Source organism: Achromobacter sp. JCM 18799 (assembly GCF_055395645.1).
Genome location: NZ_AP043866.1, coordinates 2,189,795 through 2,212,647, shown reverse-complemented (window position 1 = coordinate 2,212,647; position 22,853 = coordinate 2,189,795). Strand labels below are relative to the sequence as shown.

21 protein-coding genes and 1 pseudogene are annotated in these 22,853 nt (G+C 66.5%); 21 read left to right on the top strand and 1 reads right to left on the bottom strand.

Features of this window, described 5'->3' with window-relative positions; all coding sequences use genetic code 11:
- Positions 1-9: 9 nt before the first annotated feature.
- The 8 genes from ACZ5YA_RS10490 (at position 10) to ACZ5YA_RS10455 (ending at position 5,732) form a co-directional block, all read left to right on the top strand.
- Positions 10-396 (top strand): DUF350 domain-containing protein, encoded by a 387-nt coding sequence (locus ACZ5YA_RS10490; protein WP_306637463.1) that lies wholly within the window; start codon positions 10-12, stop codon positions 394-396.
- A gap of 41 nt (positions 397-437) precedes the next feature.
- Positions 438-1,469, top strand: coding sequence for an SPFH domain-containing protein (locus ACZ5YA_RS10485; RefSeq protein WP_059372377.1), 1,032 nt, complete (start codon positions 438-440; stop codon positions 1,467-1,469).
- Between the two features lie 6 nt (positions 1,470-1,475).
- Entirely contained in the window at positions 1,476-2,945 is a 1,470-nt protein-coding gene (locus ACZ5YA_RS10480) for a DUF4178 domain-containing protein (protein ID WP_059372379.1), read from the top strand.
- A gap of 4 nt (positions 2,946-2,949) precedes the next feature.
- A complete protein-coding gene (locus ACZ5YA_RS10475; RefSeq protein WP_165867829.1) occupies positions 2,950-3,114 on the top strand; it encodes a hypothetical protein in 165 nt (54 codons plus the stop codon).
- Positions 3,111-3,461 carry an adenosylmethionine decarboxylase gene (gene speD, locus ACZ5YA_RS10470; RefSeq protein WP_059372381.1) on the top strand — a complete coding sequence of 117 codons (351 nt, stop codon included), beginning with the start codon at positions 3,111-3,113 and terminating at the stop codon, positions 3,459-3,461. Before ACZ5YA_RS10475 ends, speD begins: the two co-directional genes overlap by 4 nt.
- Before the next feature lie 119 nt (positions 3,462-3,580).
- Positions 3,581-4,339, top strand: a complete 759-nt coding sequence (modA, locus tag ACZ5YA_RS10465; protein ID WP_118932523.1) for a molybdate ABC transporter substrate-binding protein — start codon at positions 3,581-3,583, stop codon at positions 4,337-4,339.
- A 23-nt stretch (positions 4,340-4,362) separates the two neighbouring features.
- Positions 4,363-5,049, top strand: coding sequence for a molybdate ABC transporter permease subunit (gene modB, locus ACZ5YA_RS10460; protein WP_059372387.1), 687 nt, complete (start codon positions 4,363-4,365; stop codon positions 5,047-5,049).
- A complete protein-coding gene (locus tag ACZ5YA_RS10455; RefSeq protein ID WP_118932522.1) occupies positions 5,046-5,732 on the top strand; it encodes an ATP-binding cassette domain-containing protein in 687 nt (228 codons plus the stop codon). Before modB ends, ACZ5YA_RS10455 begins: the two co-directional genes overlap by 4 nt.
- Positions 5,733-5,737: 5 nt before the next feature.
- On the opposite strand, the gene ACZ5YA_RS10450 is transcribed toward ACZ5YA_RS10455, so the two are convergent.
- On the bottom strand, positions 5,738-6,532 hold the full coding sequence (locus tag ACZ5YA_RS10450; RefSeq protein ID WP_059372396.1) for a TOBE domain-containing protein: 795 nt from the start codon (positions 6,530-6,532) through the stop codon (positions 5,738-5,740).
- A gap of 158 nt (positions 6,533-6,690) precedes the next feature.
- Between ACZ5YA_RS10450 and ACZ5YA_RS10445 the strand changes: the two genes are divergently transcribed.
- The 13 genes and pseudogenes from ACZ5YA_RS10445 to ACZ5YA_RS10385 all read left to right on the top strand — a co-directional run bounded on the left by ACZ5YA_RS10445 (position 6,691) and on the right by ACZ5YA_RS10385 (position 22,843).
- Positions 6,691-7,281, top strand: coding sequence for a DUF4136 domain-containing protein (locus ACZ5YA_RS10445; RefSeq protein WP_059372399.1), 591 nt, complete (start codon positions 6,691-6,693; stop codon positions 7,279-7,281).
- 33 nt (positions 7,282-7,314) lie between these two features.
- Positions 7,315-8,508: a patatin-like phospholipase family protein gene (locus tag ACZ5YA_RS10440; RefSeq protein ID WP_251881899.1), complete on the top strand. Its 1,194-nt coding sequence runs from the start codon at positions 7,315-7,317 to the stop codon at positions 8,506-8,508.
- Positions 8,509-8,699: 191 nt separating this feature from the next.
- Positions 8,700-9,063: pseudogene (locus tag ACZ5YA_RS10435) on the top strand (helix-turn-helix domain-containing protein).
- A gap of 185 nt (positions 9,064-9,248) precedes the next feature.
- Positions 9,249-10,511, top strand: coding sequence for an efflux RND transporter periplasmic adaptor subunit (locus tag ACZ5YA_RS10430; protein ID WP_118932520.1), 1,263 nt, complete (start codon positions 9,249-9,251; stop codon positions 10,509-10,511).
- A gap of 62 nt (positions 10,512-10,573) precedes the next feature.
- Positions 10,574-13,807 (top strand): multidrug efflux RND transporter permease subunit, encoded by a 3,234-nt coding sequence (locus ACZ5YA_RS10425; RefSeq protein ID WP_059372411.1) that lies wholly within the window; start codon positions 10,574-10,576, stop codon positions 13,805-13,807.
- Positions 13,804-15,291 (top strand): efflux transporter outer membrane subunit, encoded by a 1,488-nt coding sequence (locus tag ACZ5YA_RS10420; protein WP_059372413.1) that lies wholly within the window; start codon positions 13,804-13,806, stop codon positions 15,289-15,291. Before ACZ5YA_RS10425 ends, ACZ5YA_RS10420 begins: the two co-directional genes overlap by 4 nt.
- On the top strand, positions 15,288-16,028 hold the full coding sequence (gene pdxJ, locus ACZ5YA_RS10415; RefSeq protein ID WP_464092471.1) for a pyridoxine 5'-phosphate synthase: 741 nt from the start codon (positions 15,288-15,290) through the stop codon (positions 16,026-16,028). The genes ACZ5YA_RS10420 and pdxJ overlap by 4 nt, the downstream gene beginning before the upstream one ends.
- 48 nt (positions 16,029-16,076) lie before the next feature.
- Entirely contained in the window at positions 16,077-16,508 is a 432-nt protein-coding gene (acpS, locus tag ACZ5YA_RS10410; RefSeq protein WP_059372419.1) for a holo-ACP synthase, read from the top strand.
- 57 nt (positions 16,509-16,565) lie between these two features.
- Positions 16,566-17,624: a beta-N-acetylhexosaminidase gene (nagZ, locus tag ACZ5YA_RS10405; protein WP_464092470.1), complete on the top strand. Its 1,059-nt coding sequence runs from the start codon at positions 16,566-16,568 to the stop codon at positions 17,622-17,624.
- Positions 17,587-19,413, top strand: a complete 1,827-nt coding sequence (gene uvrC / locus ACZ5YA_RS10400) for an excinuclease ABC subunit UvrC (RefSeq protein ID WP_059372423.1) — start codon at positions 17,587-17,589, stop codon at positions 19,411-19,413. Before nagZ ends, uvrC begins: the two co-directional genes overlap by 38 nt.
- A 235-nt stretch (positions 19,414-19,648) precedes the next feature.
- Complete coding sequence (gene pgsA / locus ACZ5YA_RS10395; RefSeq protein WP_059372426.1) at positions 19,649-20,221, top strand: CDP-diacylglycerol--glycerol-3-phosphate 3-phosphatidyltransferase; 573 nt, start codon at positions 19,649-19,651, stop codon at positions 20,219-20,221.
- A 203-nt stretch (positions 20,222-20,424) separates the two neighbouring features.
- Positions 20,425-21,729, top strand: a complete 1,305-nt coding sequence (locus ACZ5YA_RS10390) for an MFS transporter (RefSeq protein ID WP_118932519.1) — start codon at positions 20,425-20,427, stop codon at positions 21,727-21,729.
- A 112-nt stretch (positions 21,730-21,841) separates the two neighbouring features.
- Entirely contained in the window at positions 21,842-22,843 is a 1,002-nt protein-coding gene (locus ACZ5YA_RS10385) for a cytochrome-c peroxidase (RefSeq protein WP_059372430.1), read from the top strand.
- Positions 22,844-22,853: the final 10 nt, after the last annotated feature.

The window sequence follows — 22,853 nt, the reverse complement described above, 5'->3', positions numbered from 1 at the left end:
GGAGAAGCAATGCATCCGGTGGTGACCTATCTTATCTATATGGCGTCCGCGCTTGCCATGCTGGGTGTCTTCACCTTGGTCTACACGGCCGTCACGCGCTATAGGGAATTCGAGCTGATCCGCGAAGGCAATATCGCGGCCGCGCTGTCGTATGGCGGCGCGCTGGTGGGCTTCAGCTTCACCTTGTGCTCCAGCATCGCGATCCATGCCAGCTATGCCATGTTCCTGCTGTGGGGCCTGGTGGCCATGCTGGTGCAGCTGGTCGTGTACGTGGGCGTGTCCCAGACGGTGCGCGGCATGAACGAGGCCATCGAAGAAAACAACATCGCCATGGGCGGGCTGATCGGCTCGATTTCCATCGCCGCCGGCATCGTCAACGCCGCCAGCCTGACCTGACGCGGGCTCGCGCCGCACCTGATCTGACAGGAGAAAGACTCATGAGTCTCGGTTCATTCATCCGCAAGCAGTTCATCGACATCCTGCAATGGAACGAGGACCGCGACGGCGTGCTCGCCTGGCGTCATCCCATGCAGGATTTCGAAATCCAGTATGGCGCCAGCCTGACCGTGCGCGAATCGCAGATGGCGGTGTTCGTCAACGAAGGCAAGGTCGCCGACGTGTTCGGTCCCGGCATGTACAAGCTGACCACGCAGACGCTGCCGATCCTGACCTACCTGAAGAACTGGGACAAGCTGTTCGAGTCGCCCTTCAAGTCGGACGTGATCTTCTTCAGTACGCGCCTGCAGCTGGGCCGGCGCTGGGGCACGGCGCAGCCGGTGACCTTGCGCGACAGCGAATTCGGCATGGTGCGGCTGCGCGCCTTCGGCGTTTATTCCTATCAGATTTCCGATCCCGCCAAGTTCTACCGCGAGATCAGCGGCACGCGCGACGAGTACACCGTCGACGACCTGGAAGCGCAGCTGCGCAACATGGTGGTCGCGGCGATGACGACGGCGCTGGGCGGCTCCAAGGTGCCGTTCCTGGACATGGCCGGCAACCAGGGGCTGATGTCGCAAAGCATCGCTGAACAGCTGGCGCCGGTGTTCGACCGCTACGGCGTCAAGCTCGACAACTTCACGGTCGAGAACGTCTCGCTGCCGGAAGAACTGCAGAAGGCGCTGGACACGCGGATTTCCATGGGCATGGCCGGCGACCTGGGCAAGTTCACCCAGTACCAGACCGCCACGGCCATACCGATGGCCGCGCAGAACGAAGGCGGCATCGCCGGCATCGGCGCGGGCCTGGCGGCCGGCGCGGCGCTGGGCCAGACCATGGCGGCAGGATTGGCCGGCGCCCAGGGGCAGCCGCAGCAGGCCGCGCAGCAACCTGCCCAGCAGGCGCCCGCCGCCGCGGGCGCGGATCCGGCGCAGCGGTTGCAGCAGCTCAAGGATCTGCTGGACAAAGGCCTGATCACGGCCGCGGACTACGATTCGGCCAAGGCCGAAGTGCTGAAGAAACTCACCAGCTAAGGCTCCATGCAGCAGGTTCTGTGTCCGCAGTGCGGCGCCCCAGTCAAGTTCACGTCCGCGGCATCGGTCATGGCGGTCTGCGGCGCCTGCCGCAGCACCTTGCTGAAGGATGCCGAGTCGGTCAAGCGCATCGGCGAGGCCGCCGAGGTCCTGGAGGACTACTCGCCCTTGTGCCTGGGGGCGGCCGGCACTCATGAAGGCAAGCGCTTCGACCTGATCGGCCGCATCCAGCTGCGCTACGAAGACGGCTTCTGGAACGAGTGGTATCTGTGGTTCGAGGACGGCTCGGACGGCTGGCTGTCGGACGCCTCGGGCCAGTACGCCGTGACCCGGCGGCGCAAGGTCAAGTCCACGCAGGGCATGCCGGCGTTCGACGATATCGCGCCCGGCGACGAACTGAAGCTGGACGGCCAGCGCTTCACCGCCGCCGACGTGCGCGCCTGCCAGGCGGGCGGCACGCAAGGCGAGCTGCCCTTCGTGCCGGGCGACGGCTGGTTGGCCAAGGTGGCCGATTACCGCAGCCTGGACGCGTTCCTGACGCTGGACTTTTCCGACGGACCCGAGCCCGAGCTGTACATCGGCAAGGCGTTCGACCTGTCCGCCATGCAGGCGGCGTCGCTGCGGACCAACGAGCAGGTCGAGGAGACCGCCGGCCGTTTCCGCGGTCAGATCAAGGCGCTGGACTGCCCCAACTGCGGCGGGCCCATAAGCTTCGTGGCCGCCATGGCCACGCAAGTGGTCTGCCCCTCGTGCGCGGCCACCGTTGATTGCTCGGGACCCACGGCCGAAGTCATCGAAAAGGCCCGCAAGGTCAAAGCCATCAAGACCACGTTGCCGCTGGGCGCGGTGGCCAAGATCGACGGCGCGTCCTACACGCTCATCGGCCTGATGAAGTGCGCCGATCCGGACCCCGAGGAGCCGTCCGACTGGATCGAGTACCTGCTGTTCAATCCCGCGAAGGGATTCATCTGGCTGGTGGAAACCGAAGAGGGCTGGGAGCGGGTGCAGGTATGCGATACCTGGCCCAGCCACAACAACGCCAGCAGCGTGCGCTGGCGCTCCAAGCTCTATCAGAAGCTGTACGACTACACCTCGCGCGTGGAACTGGCGTTGGGCGCGTTCAACTGGCGCGTCAAGGTGGGCGACAGCACCAAGATCACGGATTACAAGGCCGGCAACCTGAAGCTGACCCGCGAGCTGAGCGAATCCGAGCTGGGCTGGTCGGCCTCGGGGCCGGTGGCGCCGGCGCAGTTGGCGGAATGGTTTGGCGATCCTGAACTTGCCAAGCAGAAGGCCATGCCGCTCAGCGGCAAGCCCGGGGGCTATCGCAAGTTCGCCTGGACGGCCATGATCGTGCTGGCCTTCCTGAATATCGACACCATTTTCAGCGGGGGCATCATCCCGCTGCTGATCGGCGCGGCGTTTCTCTGGATCCCGGCGGCGCTGGCGGACAAACTGGCCGGCAAGGACGAATGACAGAATGGGCAAGCTTCTATACACCGTCTACGCCATCGTGGTGGTGATCTTCGCCACCGGGTTCAACACCCCGGGCGCGCGCATGTCCAGCGGCGGCGGCTCCAGCAGCAGCTGGGGCAGCAGCTCCTCGGGCGGCTCGGGCTGGTCCTCGGGCGGATCCCACAAGTGACCCCGCATGCCACACCCGGCCGCCACGTGCTGGCCGATTTCCGCGGCGTGCCGGCGGATCGCCTGACCGACGCGCAAGCGCTGGAACGCGACCTGATCGCCGCGGCGCAGGCGGCGGGCGCGCGCGTGCTGAGCGCGCACTTCCATCATTTCGGCGCAGGCGCGGGCGTGACCGGCGTGGTCCTGCTGAGCGAATCCCACATCAGCATCCATACCTGGCCCGAACACGCGTTCGCGGCGCTGGACATCTTCATGTGCGGCGCGGCCCGGCCCGAGCTGGCGCTGGAGCACCTGCGGGCGCGGCTGGCGCCCGAGGCGGTGCACGCGACCACGGTGGCGCGCGGCTGAAGCCGGCGGCCGCCACTCCTTGATTTTGCTCAACCCTCCCTTGGGCGGCCAAATTGACGGGCGTTATATACCTATATATATTTCGTTACCGACTTAGCGAATTCCCCTGGGAGAAGAACATGTTCCGCAACCGTCCGATCGTGGCGCTGTCCTTGGCGCTGGCCGCCGCATGGAGCGCCAACGCCACCGCCGGCGACCTGGTGGTTTCGGCCGCCGCCAGTCTGACCAACGCCTTCAAGGAAGTCGCGCAAGGCTACGAAAAAGAGCATGCCGGCACCAAGGTCATCCTGAACTTCGGCGCGTCCGACGTGCTGCTGCAGCAGATCGTCAAGGGCGCCCCAGCCGACGTGTTCGCCTCGGCGGACCAGAAGGCCATGGACAAGGCGGTCGAGGAGAAGGCCGTCAAGCCAGCCTCGCGCGTGGACTTCGCCGCCAACCAGGTGGTGCTGATCGTGCCGGCCGACAGCAAGGCCAACATCACCGCGCTCAAGGACCTGACCCGCGACGACGTCAAGCGCATCGCCTACGGCAACCCGGCATCGGTGCCGGTGGGCCGCTACACCCAGGGCGCGCTGGAAGCGGCCGGCCTTTGGAAGGAAGTGCAGGCCAAGAGCGTGCTGGCCCAGAACGTGCGCCAGAGCCTGGACTACGTGGCGCGCGGCGAGGTCGACGCGGGCTTCGTGTTCGCGACCGACGCGGCCATCATGGCGGACAAGGTCAAGGTCGCGGTGCGCGTGCCTTCGCAGACGCCGGTGACCTATCCCATCGCCGTCACCACGCGTGAAACCGCCGCCAAGGAAGCCGAAAGCTTTGTTGCTTATGTGCTGTCTCCCGCAGGCCAGGCGATACTGTCGCGCTACGGCTTCCAGAAGCCCTGATACCTGTTGAATCGTAGGCATTGATGAGTGATCCGGTTTGGGTGCCGCTGCTGCTTTCCCTGAAAGTGGCGGGCTGGGCAACGCTGTTGGCGACCGTGGCGGGCACGGCCGCGGCTTATGGCCTGTCGCGCTGGCGCTGGCCGGGGCGCGACCTGCTGGACGCGCTGCTGACCTTGCCGCTGGTGTTGCCGCCCACGGTGCTGGGCTACTACCTGCTGGTGCTGCTGGGGCGCCGCGGCGTCATCGGCGAGACGCTGGCGGGCTGGGGCATCGAACTGGTATTCACCTGGCAGGGCGCGGTGATCGCCGCTTCCGTGGTGGCCTTTCCGCTGGTGTTCAAGTCCGCCCGCGCCGCCTTCGAGAACGTCGACAGCCAGCTGGAAAGCGCGGCGCGCGTGCTGGGCGTGTGCGAGGCGGGGATCTTCTTCCGCGTCACCTTGCCGCTGGCCGCGCGCGGCATCGCCGCCGGCGTGCTGCTGGCCTTCGCGCGGGCGCTGGGCGAATTCGGCGCCACGCTGATGATTGCCGGCAACCTGCCGGGACGCACGCAGACCCTGTCGGTCGCCATCTACGAGGCGGTACAGGCGGGCGACGACGCCACGGCCAATATGCTGGTGCTGGTCACCTCGGTGACTTGCGTGGTGGTCCTGCTGCTGGCCGGCAAGCTGGTGCCCGTCAGCAGCGGCCGGCGCAATGGGAGCGCGCTATGAGCGTCAGCATCCAGGTGCGCAAGCAGATGGTGTCCGGCGAGCGGCGCTTCGCGCTGGACGTCGCATTCGATTCGTCAGCCAAGCGCATCGCGCTGTTCGGCCCCTCGGGCGCGGGCAAAAGCCTGACCCTGCGCGCGGTGGCGGGCCTGCTGCGCCCCGACTCGGGCCGCATCGAGATCAACGGCCGCGTGCTGTTCGACACCGACGCAGGCATCAACCTGCCCGCGCAATCGCGCCGCGTCGCCTATCTGTTCCAGGACTATGCCCTGTTTCCCCACCTGACCGTGGCGCAGAACATCGCTTTCGGGCTGCGCCGCGGCTGGCGCAACCCGCCCCGGCGCGAGGTCGGACCCGAGGCGCAGCGCTGGGTGGACGCGTTCGAGCTGGGTTCCATCGTGGGCAGCTATCCCAGCGAGATCTCCGGCGGCCAGAAGCAGCGGGTGGCGCTGGCGCGAGCCCTCATGCTGCGGCCCGATATCCTGCTGCTGGACGAGCCTTTTTCAGCGCTGGATTCGCAACTGCGCGGCAAGATGCGGCTGGAACTCAACGCCTTGCAACGCCAGCTGGACGTGCCGATGCTGCTGATCACGCACGACCCGGCGGATGTGGACGCGCTGGCCGACGAAGTGTTCGAAGTGCGCGAGGGCAGGGTGCGGCGGCACGACGAGGACGTGGGCGTCTGAGCGGCTCAGTCCAGCACGCCCAGGATCACGCTGGAAGCCTTGAAGATCGCGACCGCGTCGGCGCCTACGTCCAGGCCCAGGTCCTGCGCGCTTTCATTGGTGACGATGGCTGCCAGCGTCACGCCGCCGTCCAGTCCGATCAGGATCTCGCTGTTGACGGCGCCCGGGCGCAGCGCCGTGATCTTGCCCGGCAGTTGATTGCGCGCCGACAGGCGCAGGCCGGGGCCGGGCGCGCCCACGATGACGGACGACGCCTTGACCAGCGCGATCGCTTCCTTGCCCGCGGCCAGTCCCAATTCCTGTGTGCTTTCGCGGGTGATGGTGGCCGTGATGGTCAGGCCGCCCGCGATGCGCAGCACGATTTCATCGTTGACGGCGCCGGCGCGGATCTGGATGACGGTGCCTAGCAGTTTGTTGCGCGCGCTGGTCTTGAGCATGAATCGCCTCATGAGGTCGATGTCGCCGGCGGCGTTCACGCCGGCGCGGGTCAGGTTTTCCATGAACTTGCGGTGTTCGGCTTCCAGGGCGCGGAAGGTGCCGATCAGGCCGCGCGCGCGGTCCGTCAGGCGCGTGCCGCCGCCGCCCTTGCCGCCGGCGGCCCTGATCACCAAAGGCTCGCCCGCCAGGTTGTTCATGGCGTCGATGGCGTCCCATGCGCCCTTGTAGCTCATGCCCACGGCGCGCGCGGCGGCCGTGATCGAGCCGGTGGCGTCGATCTGCGCCAGCAGGTCTATGCGGTTTTTTCCGCCCCAGGTCTGGGCGCCGGAGCGAAACCAAATCGAGCCGTCGAGTTCCAACATCGTTATCGTGCCGTGGTCAGGGTATGGGACAGCTGAAAGTGTAATGGACGGCCGCAGCCCTGGCGGGGCGAGACGAACGCGATGAGAATGAGATTCTGTTGAAATTTTGCAGGCTTGGCGGCACTATGTTCAGGCATCGGGCTCACGGAGAAAACGACATGAAAGCGTTCAAATTGCTGGCTGCGGGTTCCATGACGGCGTTGTTGGCGGCTTGCGCCACAGGCCCTGACGTCAAGAGCGATTACGATCATCAGGCGAATTTCGCGCAGTACCGAACCTTCGGGTACATGACGCCGCTGGGCACCGACAAGGCCGGCTACAGCACCCTGCTGACCGAGCGTCTGAAAAACGCCACGCGCGGCCAGATGGAAATGCGCGGCTACACCTATAGCGCCGCCAACCCCGACCTGCTGCTCAACTTCAGCGCCAAGCTGCAGCAGAAGGTGCAGGTCACTCCGGCCCCGCCGCCCATGGGTCCGTACTACGGCTATCGCACCGGCTTCTACGGCGGTTGGCCCGGCTACGGCTGGGGCGATGACGTCTACCAATATACTGAGGGCACCTTGAACATCGACCTCGTCGACGCGCGTCGCAGGCAGTTGGTGTGGGAAGGCGTGGCGGTGGGCGAGGTCCAGCCCGATGCCAGCGCGTCGCCCGAGAACACGGACAAGGTGGTTGCGCAGATTTTCTCCAAGTATCCGTTCCGCGCGGGCGTGGCTGCGCCGCAGTTGCCGGACAAAAGCAAGTAGGGCGGTCCGCCGGCCCTGCCTAGAGGAAGCCGTATGAGTACTCGCCGCAAGGCTCCGAAGCAAGACACCGGCGATACGCCGCCCTATGAAGTCGTGGCCCTGGTGCTGCAAGGCGGCGGGGCGCTGGGGGCCTACCAGGCCGGGGTGTACCAGGGGCTGCACGAAGCGGGTATACGGCCCAACTGGATTTCCGGCATTTCCATCGGGTCGATCAACGCGGCGATCATCGCGGGCTCTCCCGAGGATGAGCGTGTGGAGCGTCTGCGCGGTTTCTGGGAAACCATCTGTCGGCCGGCTGGCTTCGCCTCGGTTCCCTGGGGCGAGACGCTCGGCCCCATGTTCGAAGGCTTGCCGTTCGGCTTCGGTTCGCCCGTCATGAACGGGCATGTGTCCGCCTTTCAGGCCTTGTTCTCGGGCCAGCCGGGCTTCTTCAAGCCGCGTTTTCCGCCGCCTTACCTGGTGCACGGCAGGGGCGCGGCGTCCACCAGTTTCTATGACACCACGCCGCTGGCCGCGACCTTGCGGGAGTTCGTGGATTTCGACCTGCTTAACAGCGGGTCCGTGCGCGCCAGTTTCGGCGTGGTCAACGTGCGGACCGGCAACTTCGCCTATTTCGACAGCCTGAAGGACACGCTGCGGCCCGAGCACATCATGGCCTCGGGCGCCTTGCCGCCGGGCTTCCCTTCTGTCGAGATCGACGGTGAACACTATTGGGACGGCGGCGTCGTGTCCAACACGCCGTTGGCCCAGGTGCTGACGACGGACAGCATGCGGGACACGCTGGCGTTCCAGGTCGACCTGTGGCCCGCGCGCGGCGGCCTGCCGACCAACCTGGAGGAAGTGGCCGAACGCCAGAAGGACATCCAGTACTCCAGCCGCACCCGCCTGGTCACGGACCAGTTGAGGCGCGTGCTCAAGCTGCGCCATGGCTTGCAGCGTCTGCTGGCGAAGCTGCCGGCCGCCGAGCGCAACGCGGCGGAGTTCGCCGACATCCGCAAGCTGTCCCATACGCCGGCCACCAACATCATCAACCTCATCTACGAGTCCAAGCACCGGGAGCGTTACTCCAAGGACTACGAGTTTGGCACCGAGGCCATGCGCGAGCACTGGGAGTCGGGCCTGGCGGACATCCGCGCCACGCTCGCCAAGCCTGGCATCCTGGCCCGTCCGACCGAGGACAGTTGTTTCGTCACTCACGATATCCATCGCAACGGCACGCGCACCTGAACTGCCGGGCAGGGGGGGGCGTGGCATCTGGACGGATTTCGGGCAGATTTCTCAGCGGATTGGTCTGATAGATGTCTTGCAGCCACAACGCCCGCGGGTTCCAGCGGTAGTCTTTCGGGGCAAATTGCAACCTTGTTCCGGGAACCGGCCGCCACCCCGTGCGGCGCGGGCCGTCCTGGTGGAGATCCGTCGTGAATGCCCCCGCTCGCCTTGCACAGGTCGCGCCCGCCCGCGCGGCCGATACTCCCTACGCCACGGATGGTTGGTGGTCGCTGGCCTATCAGGGCTGGACACTGCTTACGCCCCATGGCGCCCGCATCGGCCTGACGGCCCTGGAACGCACCTGCCTGCTTTGCCTGGCGGGCAATCCCGCCGGAGTTGCGGCGCGATGCGTTCATGGCCCTGCGTAAACGCACCACCATGCGCACGCTGAATGTGGCGATCTGCCGCTTGCGCGGCAAGGTCCTGCTGGCCGGCGCCCGGCTGCCGCTGCATACGGTGCACGGCATGGGCTATGTGTTCCTGGGCAAGCTGCGAGAGCTTTCCGAGAGCTGATCTGTTGTATGGAATCCCCGTGGGTGTGGCATTTGAAGCATTAAAAATCAGTGATTTCCCCAACAACTGAGTTACATTATTGGGCTGATTACGCGCCGTGATGACGCATGCTTTTTGTTGTGACCGCGGTGTAAGTCGCGGTTAAATGCTGCGATTACGGTTTATTACGCTACGCGGGGGTTTCAATGCGGTTTTCGCCTAAACGTGTTTCCGGCCTGGCTTTTTCCGGTGGGCTCCTCGCACTGATATTGGCTGGGTGCGGCGAAAAGCCGCAAATGAATCCTGGCATGCCCCAGGTCAGCGTCATCACGATCCAGCCGCAGCGCGCGCCCATCGTGTCTGAGCTGCCTGGCCGCGTCGATGCCGTCCGGGATGCGCAGATCCGTGCCCGGGTGACCGGCATCGTCCAGAAGATCGCCTTCGAACAAGGCGGGGACGTCAAGGAAAACCAGCTGCTCTTCAAGATCGATCCGGCGCCCTACAAGGCGGCCTACGATCAGGCGACGGCGCAGCTCAAGCAGGCGCAGGCCAACCTGTTCAGCGCCAAGCTGCTGGCCGACCGCTACGCGCCGCTGGTCAAGGCCAACGCCGTCAGCAAGCAGGAATACGACAACGCCGTGGCTTCGTACCGCCAGGCCGACGCCGCTGTCGCCGCCGCCAAGGCGGCGCAGGACAACGCCGCGATCAACCTCGGCTACACCGACGTGACCTCGCCGATCACCGGCCGCATCGGCAAGCCGCTGGTCACCGAAGGCGCGCTGGTCGAGACCACCTCGGCCACGCAGATGGCCACGGTGCAGCAGCTGGATCCGATCTACGTCGACTTCACCCAGTCCACCGCGCAGCTCGCGTCCCTGCGCCGCGCCTTTGCCAGCGGCCAGCTGCAGCAGGTCGGCAAGGATACGGCGCGCGCCACCATCGTGCTGGAAGACGGCTCTGAATACAGCCAGCCGGGCAAGCTGCTGTTCACCGGCATCACCGTGGATCCGACCACGGGCCAGGTGAACCTGCGCGCCGAAGTCCCCAACCCCGACGGCATCCTGTTGCCCGGCATGTACGTGCGCGTGCGCCTGGAGCAGGGCGTGGATGACAAGGCCCTGATGGTGCCGCAGCAGGCGCTGCAGCGTACCGCGGACGGCCTGCAGAGCCTGTTGCTGGTCAAGGACAACAAGATCGAGCAGATCCCGGTCACCACCGGCGGCGCCCTCAACAGCAACTGGATCGTCACCAGCGGCCTGAAGGCTGGCGACGTGGTCGTGGTGGAAGGATTCCAGAAGGTTCGCCCGGGCGCTCCGGTGCAGGCCAGCGAATGGAAGAACGGCACGCCCGCCCCGGGCGGCCAGGCTCCCGCGCAACCAGGCGCCAAGCCCGCGGAATCCGCCCCGCAGCCTGGCGCAAAACCGGCCGAGCCTGCGCAGCAGGACAAGGCCGCAGGCCAGAAATCTTAAGCGGCACGCGGCGCAGGCGCCGCGTTCCTCTTTGGTGAGCATCGCTTTCAGAGTCAGCCCACATGCCGCAATTTTTTATTGATAGACCGATTTTCGCTTGGGTAGTCGCCCTGTTCATCCTGCTGGCCGGGGTGCTGGCGATCCCGAACATGCCGATTTCGCAGTACCCGGACGTGGCGCCGCCCGCGATCACGATCACGGCTACCTATCCCGGCGCTTCGGCCAACGAAGTGGCCGAGCAGGTCACCAGTATCATCGAAGACCAGCTCAACGGCGCCAAGGGCCTGATCTACTACGAGTCGGTCAGCGATTCCTACGGCACTTCGACCATCACCGCGTCCTTCGCTCCGGGCACCAATCCGGACCTTGCGCAGGTGGACGTGCAGAACCGCGTGTCCAACGTGGTCGCGCAGCTGCCCACCGCCGTGCAGCAGCAGGGCCTGCAGTATGAGCAGACCAGTACCGGCTTCCTGATGGTGGCGGCGGTGTCCTCCACCGACGGTTCCCTGGACCAGACGGCGCTGGCCGACTACATCACCCGCAACATCAAGAACCCGGTTTCCCGCGTACCCGGCGTGGGCCAGTTCCAGCTGTTCGCGGCGCCGCGCGCCATGCGCGTGTGGGTCGATCCCGCCAAGCTGGTCGGCTTCAACCTGAGCATGTCGCAGGTCAACCAGGCCATCGCCCAGCAGAACGTGGTGATTTCCGGCGGCAGCATCGGTGCGCCGCCCAACCCGGATTCGCAGCGCATCACCGCCACGGTCACGGCCAACGGCCAGCTGAGTACGGTGGAGGGCTTCGGCAAGATCGTCCTGCGCGCCAATACCGACGGCTCCCAGGTGCTGCTGCGCGACGTCGCCCGCATCGAAGTCGGCGCGGACAACTACCAGTTCGGCGCCCGCCTGAACGGCAAGCCGACGGCCGCATTCGCCATCGTGCTGTCGCCCAACGCCAACGCGCTGGCCACCGCCCAGGGCGTGCGCCAGCAGATGCAGGAACTGTCCAAGTACTTCCCGGGCAACATCACCTATTCCATTCCGTACGACACCGCGCCCTACGTGAAGGTGTCCATCGAGCAGGTGGTCCACACCCTGGCGGAAGCCATGGTGCTGGTGTTCCTGGTGATGTACCTGTTCCTGCAGAACGTCCGCTATACCCTGATACCGGCCCTGGTGGTGCCGGTGGCCATGCTGGGGGCGTTCGCGGTGATGCTGGCGCTGGGCTTCTCCATCAACGTGCTGACCATGTTCGCCATGGTGCTGGCCATCGGGATTCTGGTGGACGATGCCATCGTGGTGGTGGAGAACGTCGAGCGGATCATGTCCACAGAGGGCTTGCCACCGAAAGAAGCCACCAAGAAAGCCATGCCGCAGATCAGCGGCGCCATCATCGGCATTACGCTGGTGCTGGTGACGGTGTTCCTGCCGCTGGCCTTCATGAGCGGTTCGGTGGGCGTGATCTATCGCCAGTTCTCGATCGCGATGGCCGTGTCGATCTTCTTCTCGGCGCTGCTGGCCCTGACCTTCACGCCGGCGCTGTGCGCCACCATCCTCAAGCCGGTGCCCAAGGGCCACCACGAGGACAAGAAGGGCTTCTTCGGCTGGTTCAACCGCAAGTTCGACGCCACCACCCACAACTACCAGAACTGGGTGTCGCGCATCCTGCACAAGGGCGGCCGCATGATGCTGGCGTTCCTGCTGCTGGTCGTGCTGCTGGGCTGGCTGTACCTGCGCCTGCCTTCGTCCTTCCTGCCCGAGGAAGACCAGGGCTACGTGGTCAGCAACATCGAGCTGCCCACCGGCGCCACGGCCAACCGCACGGTCGAGGTCATCGAGCAGGTCGAGAAGTACTTCTCGGACGTGCCCGCGGTCGAGAACATCATCGCGGTGCAGGGCTACAGCTTCAACGGCAACGGCCTGAACGCCGCTATCGCCTTCGTCACGCTGAAAGACTTCAGCGAGCGCAAGTCGCGCCAGGACTCGGCGGGCGCCATTGCCTTCCATGCCTTCGAAAAGCAGTTGATGGGCATCCATGACGCGCAGGTGTTCACCTTGGTGCCGCCCGCCATTTCGTCCCTGGGCAACGCCACCGGCTTCGACTTCCGCCTGCAGGATCGCGGCGCGGCGGGTTCGGCCGCCCTGGCCTCGGCCACCGGCGAACTCATGGGCCTGGTCATGAAGAGCCCCGTGCTGTCGCAGGTGCGCATCACCGGCCTCGGACCGGGCGCGCAGCTCAGCCTGACCATCGACCGCGACAAGGCGGCCGCGCTGGGCGTGGACTTCAACGAGGCCGCCTCGCTGATTTCCACCGCGGTCGGCTCCGCCTACCTGAGCAAGTTCCCCAACCTGGGCCGGATGCAGAACATCTGGGTGCAGGCCGACGCGCCGTACCGCATGCAGCTCAATGACGTGCTGCAGCTGAATGCGCGCAACAGCCAGGGTGGCATGGTGCCGCTGTCCACCTTCGTCAGGGCCGAATGGAAGCAGGGCCCGGTGCAGGTGGTGCGCTACAACAGTTACGAGTCCATGCGCATCAGCGGCAACGCCGCCCCTGGCTACACCACGGGCGAGGCGATGGCCGAGATGGAACGCCTGGTGGGCCAGTTGCCACAGGGCTTCGGCTACGAGTGGAACGGCCTTTCCTACCAGGAACGCCAGGCTGGCAACCAGGCTCCGATCCTGATGGGCCTGTCGCTGCTGGTGGTGTTCCTGGTGCTGGCCGCCCTGTATGAAAGCTGGGCCATCCCGATTTCGGTGATGCTGGTGGTGCCGCTGGGCATGCTGGGCGCGGTGGCGCTGATCAGCGCGCTGGGCATGTCCAACGACGTGTACTTCCAGGTGGGCATGGTGACCGTGATCGGCTTGGCGGCCAAGAACGCCATTCTTATCGTGGAATTCGCCAAGGACCAGTACGCCCGCGGCATGGGGCTGTACGAGTCCGCGGTGGAAGCCGCGAGGCTGCGGTTCCGTCCCATCCTGATGACCTCGCTGGCCTTCATCCTGGGCGTGGTGCCCCTGGCCATGGCGACCGGCGCTGGCGCCGCCAGCCAGCGCGCCGTGGGTCTGGGCGTGCTGGGCGGCATGTTGGCCGCCACGCCGTTCGCGGTGATTTTCGTGCCGACGTTCTTCGTGGTGGTGCTGGGCCTGTTCAAGACCCGTCCGCGCCTGCTGGGCGCCGAACTGCGCGCCTTCGAAGAAGAGCAGGCGGCCAAGAAGGCTGCCGCCGGGCAGGCTGCGCCGGACGCGCCCGCGCAACATCCCGCACAACCCAACGGTGGCCAGGAGGGCAAGGAATGAAAGCCCTGAAGTTCAAACAGACCGCCTTGTCCGCTTTCGTGGCGGTGGCGTTGGCCGGCTGCTCGCTGGCGCCTGATTACAAGCGCCCCGATGCGCCGGTTTCCGGCACGTGGCCCGACCAGCCCAAGGTGCAATACGGCGGCTACGCCAAGCCCACCTCGCTGGGTACCCAGCCGTCCACCGCTGTCATGCCGCAGGACGGCACGCCGGCGGCCAATCTGGGCTGGCGCGAGTTCTTCCGTGATCCGCGCCTGCAAAGCCTGATCGAGCTGGCGCTGGTCAACAACCGCGACCTGCGCGTGGCGGTGCAGCGGGTGGAAGAGGCCCGTGCCCAGTACGGCGTCCAGCGCGGCGCGCAATGGCCCAGCATCGGCGCCGGCATCCAGGGCCAGCGCCAGCATCTGCCGCAGAACATGCGGGCGCAAGGTGCTGGCTCCATCAGCAGTTCGTACCAGGCGGGCATCGGCCTGACCACCTTCGAGATCGACCTGTTCGGCCGCCTGCGCAATCTGTCCGAAGCGGCGTACCAGCAGTACCTGTCGACGGAGCAGGCGCAGAAGAGCGTGCACATCACGCTGGTGGGTTCGGTTGCGCAGTCGTATTTCAACCTGCGCGCGGCCGAGGTCCAGCTGGACCTGACCAAGCGCACGCTGGCCTCGCGCCAGGAATCCTACGACCTGGTCAAGCGCCGTTTCGACGGTGGCGTGGCTTCGGAGCTGGATCTGAACCAGGCCAAGACGCTGCTGGATACGGCCTCGTCCGACCTGGCGCAACTGGCCCGCGCCCAGGCCCAGGCCATGAACGCCCTGGTGCTGCTGGTCGGCGCGCCCTTGCCGCCGGACCTGCCGGCGCCGGCCGTGTTCGGCCGCGACCAGCTGCTGGCGACGGTGCCCGCAGGCCTGCCGTCCGATCTGCTGGAGCGCCGTCCGGACATCATGGCCGCGGAGAACCAGCTGCTGTCCGCCAACGCCAATATCGGCGCGGCGCGCGCGGCGTTCTTCCCGACCATCTCGCTGACCGGCCTGCTGGGCGTGGCCAGCCCCTCGTTGGGCGACCTGTTCAAGGGCGGCCAGGGCTATTGGAGCTTCTCGCCGTCGATCACCACGCCGCTGTTCGCCGGCGGCAGTATCCGCGAAGGGCTGAACCTGGCCAAGGCGCGCGACAATATCGCCGTGGCGCAATACGAACAGTCCATCCAGCAGGCGTTCCGCGAAGTGTCGGACGCGCTGGCGGGCGAAGCCACCTACGGGGCGCAACTGGATGCCCAGCGCGCCTTGCAGGATGCGTCCGGCCGCACGCTGGAACTGTCGAATCTGCGCTATACCAATGGTATCGACAGCTACCTGCAGGTGCAGACCGCGCAGGTGGACTTTTTCAATGCCCAGCTCGCGCTGGTCCAGACTGGACTGGCTGCGCTGATCAACCGCGTGGAGCTCTACAAGGCCCTGGGCGGCGGCTGGGAAGAAACAACGAAAGTGCAATGATAGAACTTGGTGTAAACATCGATCACGTTGCCACGCTGCGGCAACAACGCCACACGACCTATCCGGACCCGGTGCTCGCCGCGTTGCGCGCGGAGGACGCCGGCGCCGACCTGATCACGCTGCATCTGCGCGAAGACCGGCGCCATATCCAGGACAAGGACGTCTATGCCATGCGTCCGCAACTGCGCACGCGCATGAACCTGGAATGCGCGGTGACGGCGGAAATGCTGGAGATCGCCTGCGCGGTCAAGCCGAATGACGTCTGCCTGGTGCCTGAAAAGCGCACCGAACTCACGACCGAAGGCGGCCTGGAAGTCGCTGGCGCCATGGGCCCCGTATCGGATGCGGTGGGCCTGCTGGCCGAGGCTGGCATCCGCGTGTCGCTTTTCGTCGATCCGGATCCGGTGCAGATCGCGGCTGCGGCCAAGGCCGGCGCGCCGGTGATCGAATTGCATACCGGCGCCTACGCCGAAGCTGAAGGCGAGGCCGCCGAGGCCGAACTGCAGCGCCTGCGCCTGGCCGTGACCGAAGGGCTGCGCCACGGCTTGCGCGTGAACGCAGGCCATGGCCTGCACTACGGCAACGTCAAGCCGGTGGCCGCGCTGGAAGGCATTTCCGAACTCAACATCGGCCACGCCATCGTGGCGCAGGCGGTGTTCGACGGCTGGGAAAAGGCGGTGCGCGACATGAAGGCGCTGATGGTGCAGGCCCGCCTGCAAGCGCTGCGCGGGCTGTGACCGCGGACCCGATGCGTCCTGCCTGCCGCCGGACGCGCGCTCACAATCATGTCTGACGCTTCCCGCCCCGCCGCGCCCGCGGGCGCCATTGCCGGCATCGGCATGGACCTGCTGCGCATCGACCGCATCGAGCGCGCGCTGGCGCGCCACGGCGACCGTTTCGCGGAAAAGATCCTGGGCGTCGAAGAATTGCAGAAGTTCCACGCGCGCCGCGCCCGCGACCCGGTGCGCGGCCTGCGTTTCCTGGCCACGCGGTTTGCGGCCAAGGAGGCGTTTTCCAAGGCCATCGGCCTGGGCATGCGCATGCCCATGACGTGGCGGCGCGTGCAGACGCTGAATGCGCCCGGCGGGCGTCCCGTGCTGGTGATCGCGCCCGAACTGCTGTCATGGTATGAGCAGCGTTTTGGCGCGGCCCACGTTTCCATTACCGACGAATCCGACATGGCCGCCGCTTACGTGGTGGTCGAACGCAAGCCCTGACCCGCGGACCCGTGTCCGCCGCCGGCTTGCCAGACTTAGACAGAAGGACAGCCTGACATGGCCAAGAAGAAATCCAGGGCGGTCCTGCCGCCCGGCCCCGTGATGGTCGATGTGGCGGGATGCTCGCTGACGAAAGCGGAGAAGAAGCGTCTGCGCCACCCGCTGGTGGGCGGCGTGATTCTGTTTGCGCGCAACTTCGAAAGCCGCAAGCAACTGACCGAACTGACGCGCCAGATCCACAAGGCCCGCAAGGAACCCCTGCTGATCCTGGTGGACCATGAGGGCGGCCGCGTGCAGCGTTTCCGCGAAGACGGCTTCACGGCGCTGCCCGCCATGCGCGACCTGGGCGTGCTGTGGGGCCGCGATCCGCTGCAGGCCATGCGCCTCGCGACCGAAGCCGGCTACGTGCTGGCCGCCGAGTTGCGCGCCTGCGGCGTGGACATGAGCTTCACCCCGGTGCTGGACCTGGACTATGGCGTCAGCAAGGTGATCGGCACCCGCGCCTTCCACCAGGACCCGCGCGTGGTCACGATGCTGTCGCGCGCGCTGATCCAGGGCCTGCAGCTGGCGGGCATGTCGGCTTGCGGCAAGCATTTCCCCGGCCATGGTTTCGTGGAAGCGGATTCGCACCACGAGATCCCGGTGGACCCGCGTCCCTTGGACAAGATCCTGAAGGACGACGCCGCGCCGTACGCGTGGCTGGGCGACGCGGTGCTGCCGTCGGTGATGCCCGCGCATGTGATCTATCCCAAGGTCGACAAGCACCCGGCCGGCTTCTCCAAGCGCTGGGTGCAGGACATCCTGCGCACCCGCCTGGGCTACGATGGAGTGGTGTTCTCGGACGACCTGACCATGGAAGGCGCCTCGGTCGCGGGCGACATCCTGGACCGTGCCAACGCGGCTCTGGGCGCCGGCTGCGACATGGTGCTGGTGTGCAACCGGCCGGACCTGGCGGACGAATTGCTCGAACGCCTGAAGTTCGAGCACGCGCCCGAATCCGTCGAGCGCATCCGCCGCCTGATGCCGCGCTTTGACGCGCCGGACTGGGATACCTTGCAGGCCGAAAGCCGTTATCAGAATGCCCGACGACTTCAATCTCAAATCGTTCCTGGCTGACCTGCCGCATCTGCCGGGCGTTTACCGGCATCTGGATGCGGCCGGCGAGGTCATGTATGTCGGCAAGGCGCGCGATCTGAAAAAGCGCGTCTCGTCGTATTTCCAGAAGAACCTGGCCAGTCCCCGCATCGCCCAGATGGTGGCGAAGGTGGCGCGGCTGGAGGTGACGGTGACGCGCTCCGAAGCGGAAGCGCTGATCCTCGAAAACAACCTCATCAAGACGCTGAAGCCGCGCTACAACATCCTGTTCCGCGACGACAAGTCTTATCCCTACCTGCTGATCACCGGCCATGACTGGCCGCGCATCGCCTATTACCGCGGCGCCACCAACAAGCGCGGTCAGTACTTCGGGCCGTTCCCCAACGCCTGGGCCGTGCGCGAGACCATCCAGATCCTGCAGAAGGTATTCCGCCTGCGGACCTGTGAGGACTCGGTTTTCGCCAACCGTTCGCGGCCCTGTCTGCTGCATCAGATCGGGCGCTGTTCGGCGCCCTGCGTCGGCGCGATCGAGGCCGCCGACTACGAGCGCGACGTGCAGCGCGCCGTGCGCTTCCTCAACGGGGAAGCCAAGGACGTGATGGGTGAAATCGAAAGCCGGATGCAGCAGGCCGCCGGCGAACTGCGCTTCGAGGAAGCGGCGGCGCTGCGCGATCAGATGGGGTCGCTGGCGCGCGTGCTGCACCAGCAGACCATGGAGAACGTCAGCGGCGAGGACACCGACATCATCGCGGTGGCGATCGCGGGCGGCAAGGTCTGCGTCAATCTGGCGATGGTGCGGGGCGGCCGCCATCTGGGCGACAAGCCGTTCTTTCCCACGCACGCCGAAGGCGAAGCCGCGCCGCAGGTGCTGGAGGCTTTCGTCGCCCAGCACTACACCGACAATGCCATGCCGCCGGTGCTGGTCTGTTCGCACGCCTTGCCGGATCCCGACCTGATCGGCCTGCTGGTCGAGCAGGCTGGCGGCCGGCCTTCGCGCGTGTTGACGCGCCCGCAAGGCGCGCGCCGCGCCTGGCTGGAGCAGGCGGGCAAAAACGCCGAGATGGCCCTGGCTCGCGCCTTGACCGAATCCGGCGCCCGCGCCGCCCGCACCTTGGCGCTGGCCGAAGCGCTGGACCTGGACACGGACGAAGCGGCGCTCGACGCGTTGCGCATCGAATGCTTCGACATCAGCCACACGGCCGGCGAAGCAACCCAGGCGTCCTGCGTGGTGTTCGAACACCACGACATGCAGCCGTCGCTTTACCGCCGCTACAACATCGCCGGCATCACGCCGGGCGACGATTACGCCGCGATGCGCCAGGTGCTGAGCCGCCGCTTCGCCAAGGTGGCGGACGGCGAGGCGCCCATGCCAGGCCTGGTGCTGATCGACGGCGGCAAGGGCCAGGTGGAAGTCGCCCGCCAGGTGTTCGTGGAACTGGGCCTGGATATCCAGACATTGGTAGGCGTAGCCAAGGGGGAAGGGCGCAAGGTCGGCCTGGAAACCCTGGTGTTCGCCGATGCCCGCCCGCCGGTGGCGCTGGGCGGCGAATCCGCCGCGCTGATGCTGATCGCGCAGGTGCGCGACGAAGCCCACCGCTTCGCCATCACCGGCATGCGCGCCCGCCGCGCCAAGGCCCGCAACGTCTCTCGCCTGGAAGAAATAGAAGGCATCGGCGCCCGCCGCCGCCAGCGCCTGCTGGCCCGCTTCGGCGGCTTCTCCGGCGTGGCCTCGGCCAGCATCGAAGACCTGGCCTCGGTCGACGGCATCTCCCAAGACCTGGCGATCCGCATCTATGAAGCGCTGCGGTAATGCCGCCGCACATCACCGCCAGCTGTAAAAATGCCGGTGTGCAAAAACGCCGGCTGCAAAAAGGCCCCCAGTCCCAACCACCTGTTTCCTCAAAGCGTCGGACGCAGACGCCGCAACCGGCGTAGCGCCAGCCGGGCCGCGCGGATCCGGCTCCGCCGGTCCGCAGCGGCGCCCCCCTGGGGGGGAAGCGCCTCCGGCGCTTCGGGGGGGGCTCTTGATGTAGCATACGGACACTATGCCAATTAATGTACCCATTATCCTGACATGGCTGCGCATCGCCATGATTCCGCTGGTGGTCGGGCTGTTCTACCTGCCCGAAAGCTGGATGTCGGTCCCTGTACGCGACACTTTCGCCGCCTGGGCTTTCATTATTGCGGCGTTGACCGACTGGTTCGACGGCTGGCTGGCCCGCCGCTGGAACCAGACCTCGGCGTTCGGAGCCTTCCTGGATCCTGTCGCCGACAAGCTGATGGTCTGCGCGGCCCTGATCGTCCTGCTGGACCTCAGCCGCGTCGACGCCTTTATTTCCCTGATCATCATTGGCCGTGAAATCACGATTTCCGCGCTGCGCGAATGGATGGCCAAGATCGGCGCCAGCGCCAGCGTGGCGGTGCACCGGCTGGGCAAGTTCAAGACCGCCGCGCAGATGGTGGCGATTCCGTGCCTGCTGTACAACCAGCCGATCTACGGCATCAGCGCCCGCCTGCTGGGCGATGTGCTGATCATCGTGGCGGCGGTGCTGACGGTGTGGTCGATGCTGTATTACCTGCAGCGCGCCTGGCCCGCCATCCGCGAAAAGGCCATGTAGTCCAGAGTCCGATTTATTGTTTGACAGAACGGCGGCCCGGCTCGCGCAAGGCGGCCGCCGTTGAATACCAAGAGCGATCCACCGGCGTGTCCGGCACGGCGCCTCAGAGTCCAACGCCCGGAGCATCCGGACGTTGCCGGAGACAACCCGCGCACCGCCCCATCCGGCGCCGCGCTACCTGCCGCTGACCGCGGCCGCCCGCAATGAACACCGCTGCGAATACCCTGGCCCTGGACGCCGCCGCCCGCCGGCGCGACTGGAAGATCATCCTGCTGATCGGGGTGGCCCACGCTTCCTCGCACTTTTTCCAGCTGGTCCTGCCCTCGCTTTATGTCTCGCTGGGCAATGAGTTCGGCCTGGACTTCGCCCGCCTGGGGCTGCTGGTGTCAACGTTCTACGTGGTGTCCGGCATCGGCCAGGCCTCGTCGGGCTTCGTCGTGGACCGCATCGGCGCGCGGCCGGTGCTGTGGTTCGGGCTGACGTGCTTCGTGCTGTCGGGCGTGCTGATCGGGTCGGCCAACGGCTATGCCATGCTGATCGCGGCGGCGGTCGTGGGCGGCATCGGCAACTCCGTGTTCCATCCCGCCGACTATTCCATCATCAACCATCGCATTTCCGCGCCGCGCCTGGGACACGCTTTCTCCACGCACGGGCTGACGGGCAATCTGGGCTGGGCGCTGACGCCGGTGTTCATGACCAGCATCACCTTGCTGGCGGACTGGCGCGTGGCGGCCTATAGCGCGGCCGGCCTGGTGGCGCTGGTCCTGTTGCTGACGGTGCTGGGCCGCGACCTGATCGGCGGGCCTTCGCCTCTGGAGCACCATGCGGACGCGGAAGCCGGCAAGGCTGCCGCCAAGCCCGCGGCGAAACCGCAGGAAAGCGTGCTGACCACGCTGGCCACGCTTTTGTCCAAGCCTGCGCTGTGGGGCGCGTTCCTGTTCTTTGCGTGCACCTCCATCGCGCTGTCCTCGGTGCAGAACTACACCATTCCCTTGCTGGGCCAGCTGTACGACCTGTCGAAGGTCGCGGCCAGCTCGGCGCTGTCCGGCTATATGGTGGCTTCGGCCGTGGGCATGGCCGCGGGCGGCTTTCTGGTGTCGGCCAATCCGCGCACCGAACGCACCGTGATGGTGGCCCTGATCCTGGCGGGCCTGACGCTGGTGGTGCTGGCGCTGGGCCTGGTGCCCGCGGTCCTGGCCGCGCCTGTGGTGGCGCTGGCGGGCTTCTGCTCGGGCGTTGCGGCGCCGTCACGCGACATGCTGATCCGCCGCGTCACGCCCAAGGGATCCACCGGATCCGTCTACGGGCTGGTGTATTCCGGCATGGACGTGGGTTCGGCGCTGGGCCCGCTGGCATTTGGCCTGCTGCTGGACGCCGGATTGCGCCAGGGCCCCTGGGTGGGTGCGGGCGTGGCATTCGCTGCCGCCGCCTTCCTGGCGCAATGGATCGCGGTGCAGGCCCGGCGCGCGGAACCCGCGGCCGCGGCTTCGGCGGCTGCGCGCTCCTGATTCTGGCGGGCCCCGCACGGGGGCCGGCTGTTTGACCCGCCGCAAGGTTCGACCCGCTTCCCTCTGATGTAATAACCCTTATAGGAAAAAGGTTATTCACAGGAGAAGCGAAATGAGAAGGGCAAGCGCGTTGCTGGCGGCGGGAGTCGCCTTGGGCGGTTGGATCGGTCTGGCCCACGCGGCCTCGCAAGAGCCGATACAGCCGGTGGAGCCGGCGGTCATCAAGGAGCCGGCCAAGGTCGAGCTGGGCAAGAAGCTCTTCTTTGACCCGCGCCTGTCCCGCTCCGGCGCGATTTCCTGTAATTCCTGCCACAACCTGGGCATGGGCGGCGCGGACAATCTCAAGGCCTCGATTGGCCACAAGTGGCAGCAGGGCTCGATCAATTCGCCGACAGTGCTCAACTCCAGCCTGAACATCGCCCAGTTCTGGGACGGCCGCGCCAAGGACTTGCGCGAGCAGGCGGGCGGCCCCATCGCCAATCCCATGGAGATGGCCTCCACCCACGAACTGGCGGTGCAGGTGCTGAACTCCATCCCCGGCTATCGGGCGGAATTCAAGCAGGTCTTCGGCAAGGACGACATCACCATCGACGAGGTTACCGGCGCCCTGGCCGCGTTCGAGGAAACGCTGGTGACGCCCAATTCGCGCTTCGACCAGTGGCTGCGCGGCGACCAGAAGGCGCTGACGGTGCGCGAGCTGGCGGGCTATCAACTCTTCAAGAACAGCGGCTGCGTGGCCTGCCACAACGGCGTGGCGGTGGGCGGCAATTCGTTCCAGAAGATGGGTCTTGTCACGCCCTACGTGACCGAGAACAAGGCCGAGGGCCGCGCGGCGGTGACGGGCAAGGACGCCGACCGCTTCAACTTCAAGGTGCCGACGCTGCGCAACGTGGCGCTGACCTATCCGTACTTCCATGACGGCGAGGCGGCCACCTTGACGCAGGCGGTGGACGTGATGGGCCGGTTGCAGCTGGGCCGGACTTTCACGCCGGACGAGAACGCGCAGATCGTGGCGTTCCTGAAAACCCTGACGGGCGATCAGCCGGCGATCCAATACCCGGTGCTGCCGCCGTCGGCCGACGACACGCCGCGGCCCGAGCCCTTTGTGAAGTAACGCGGTTTCC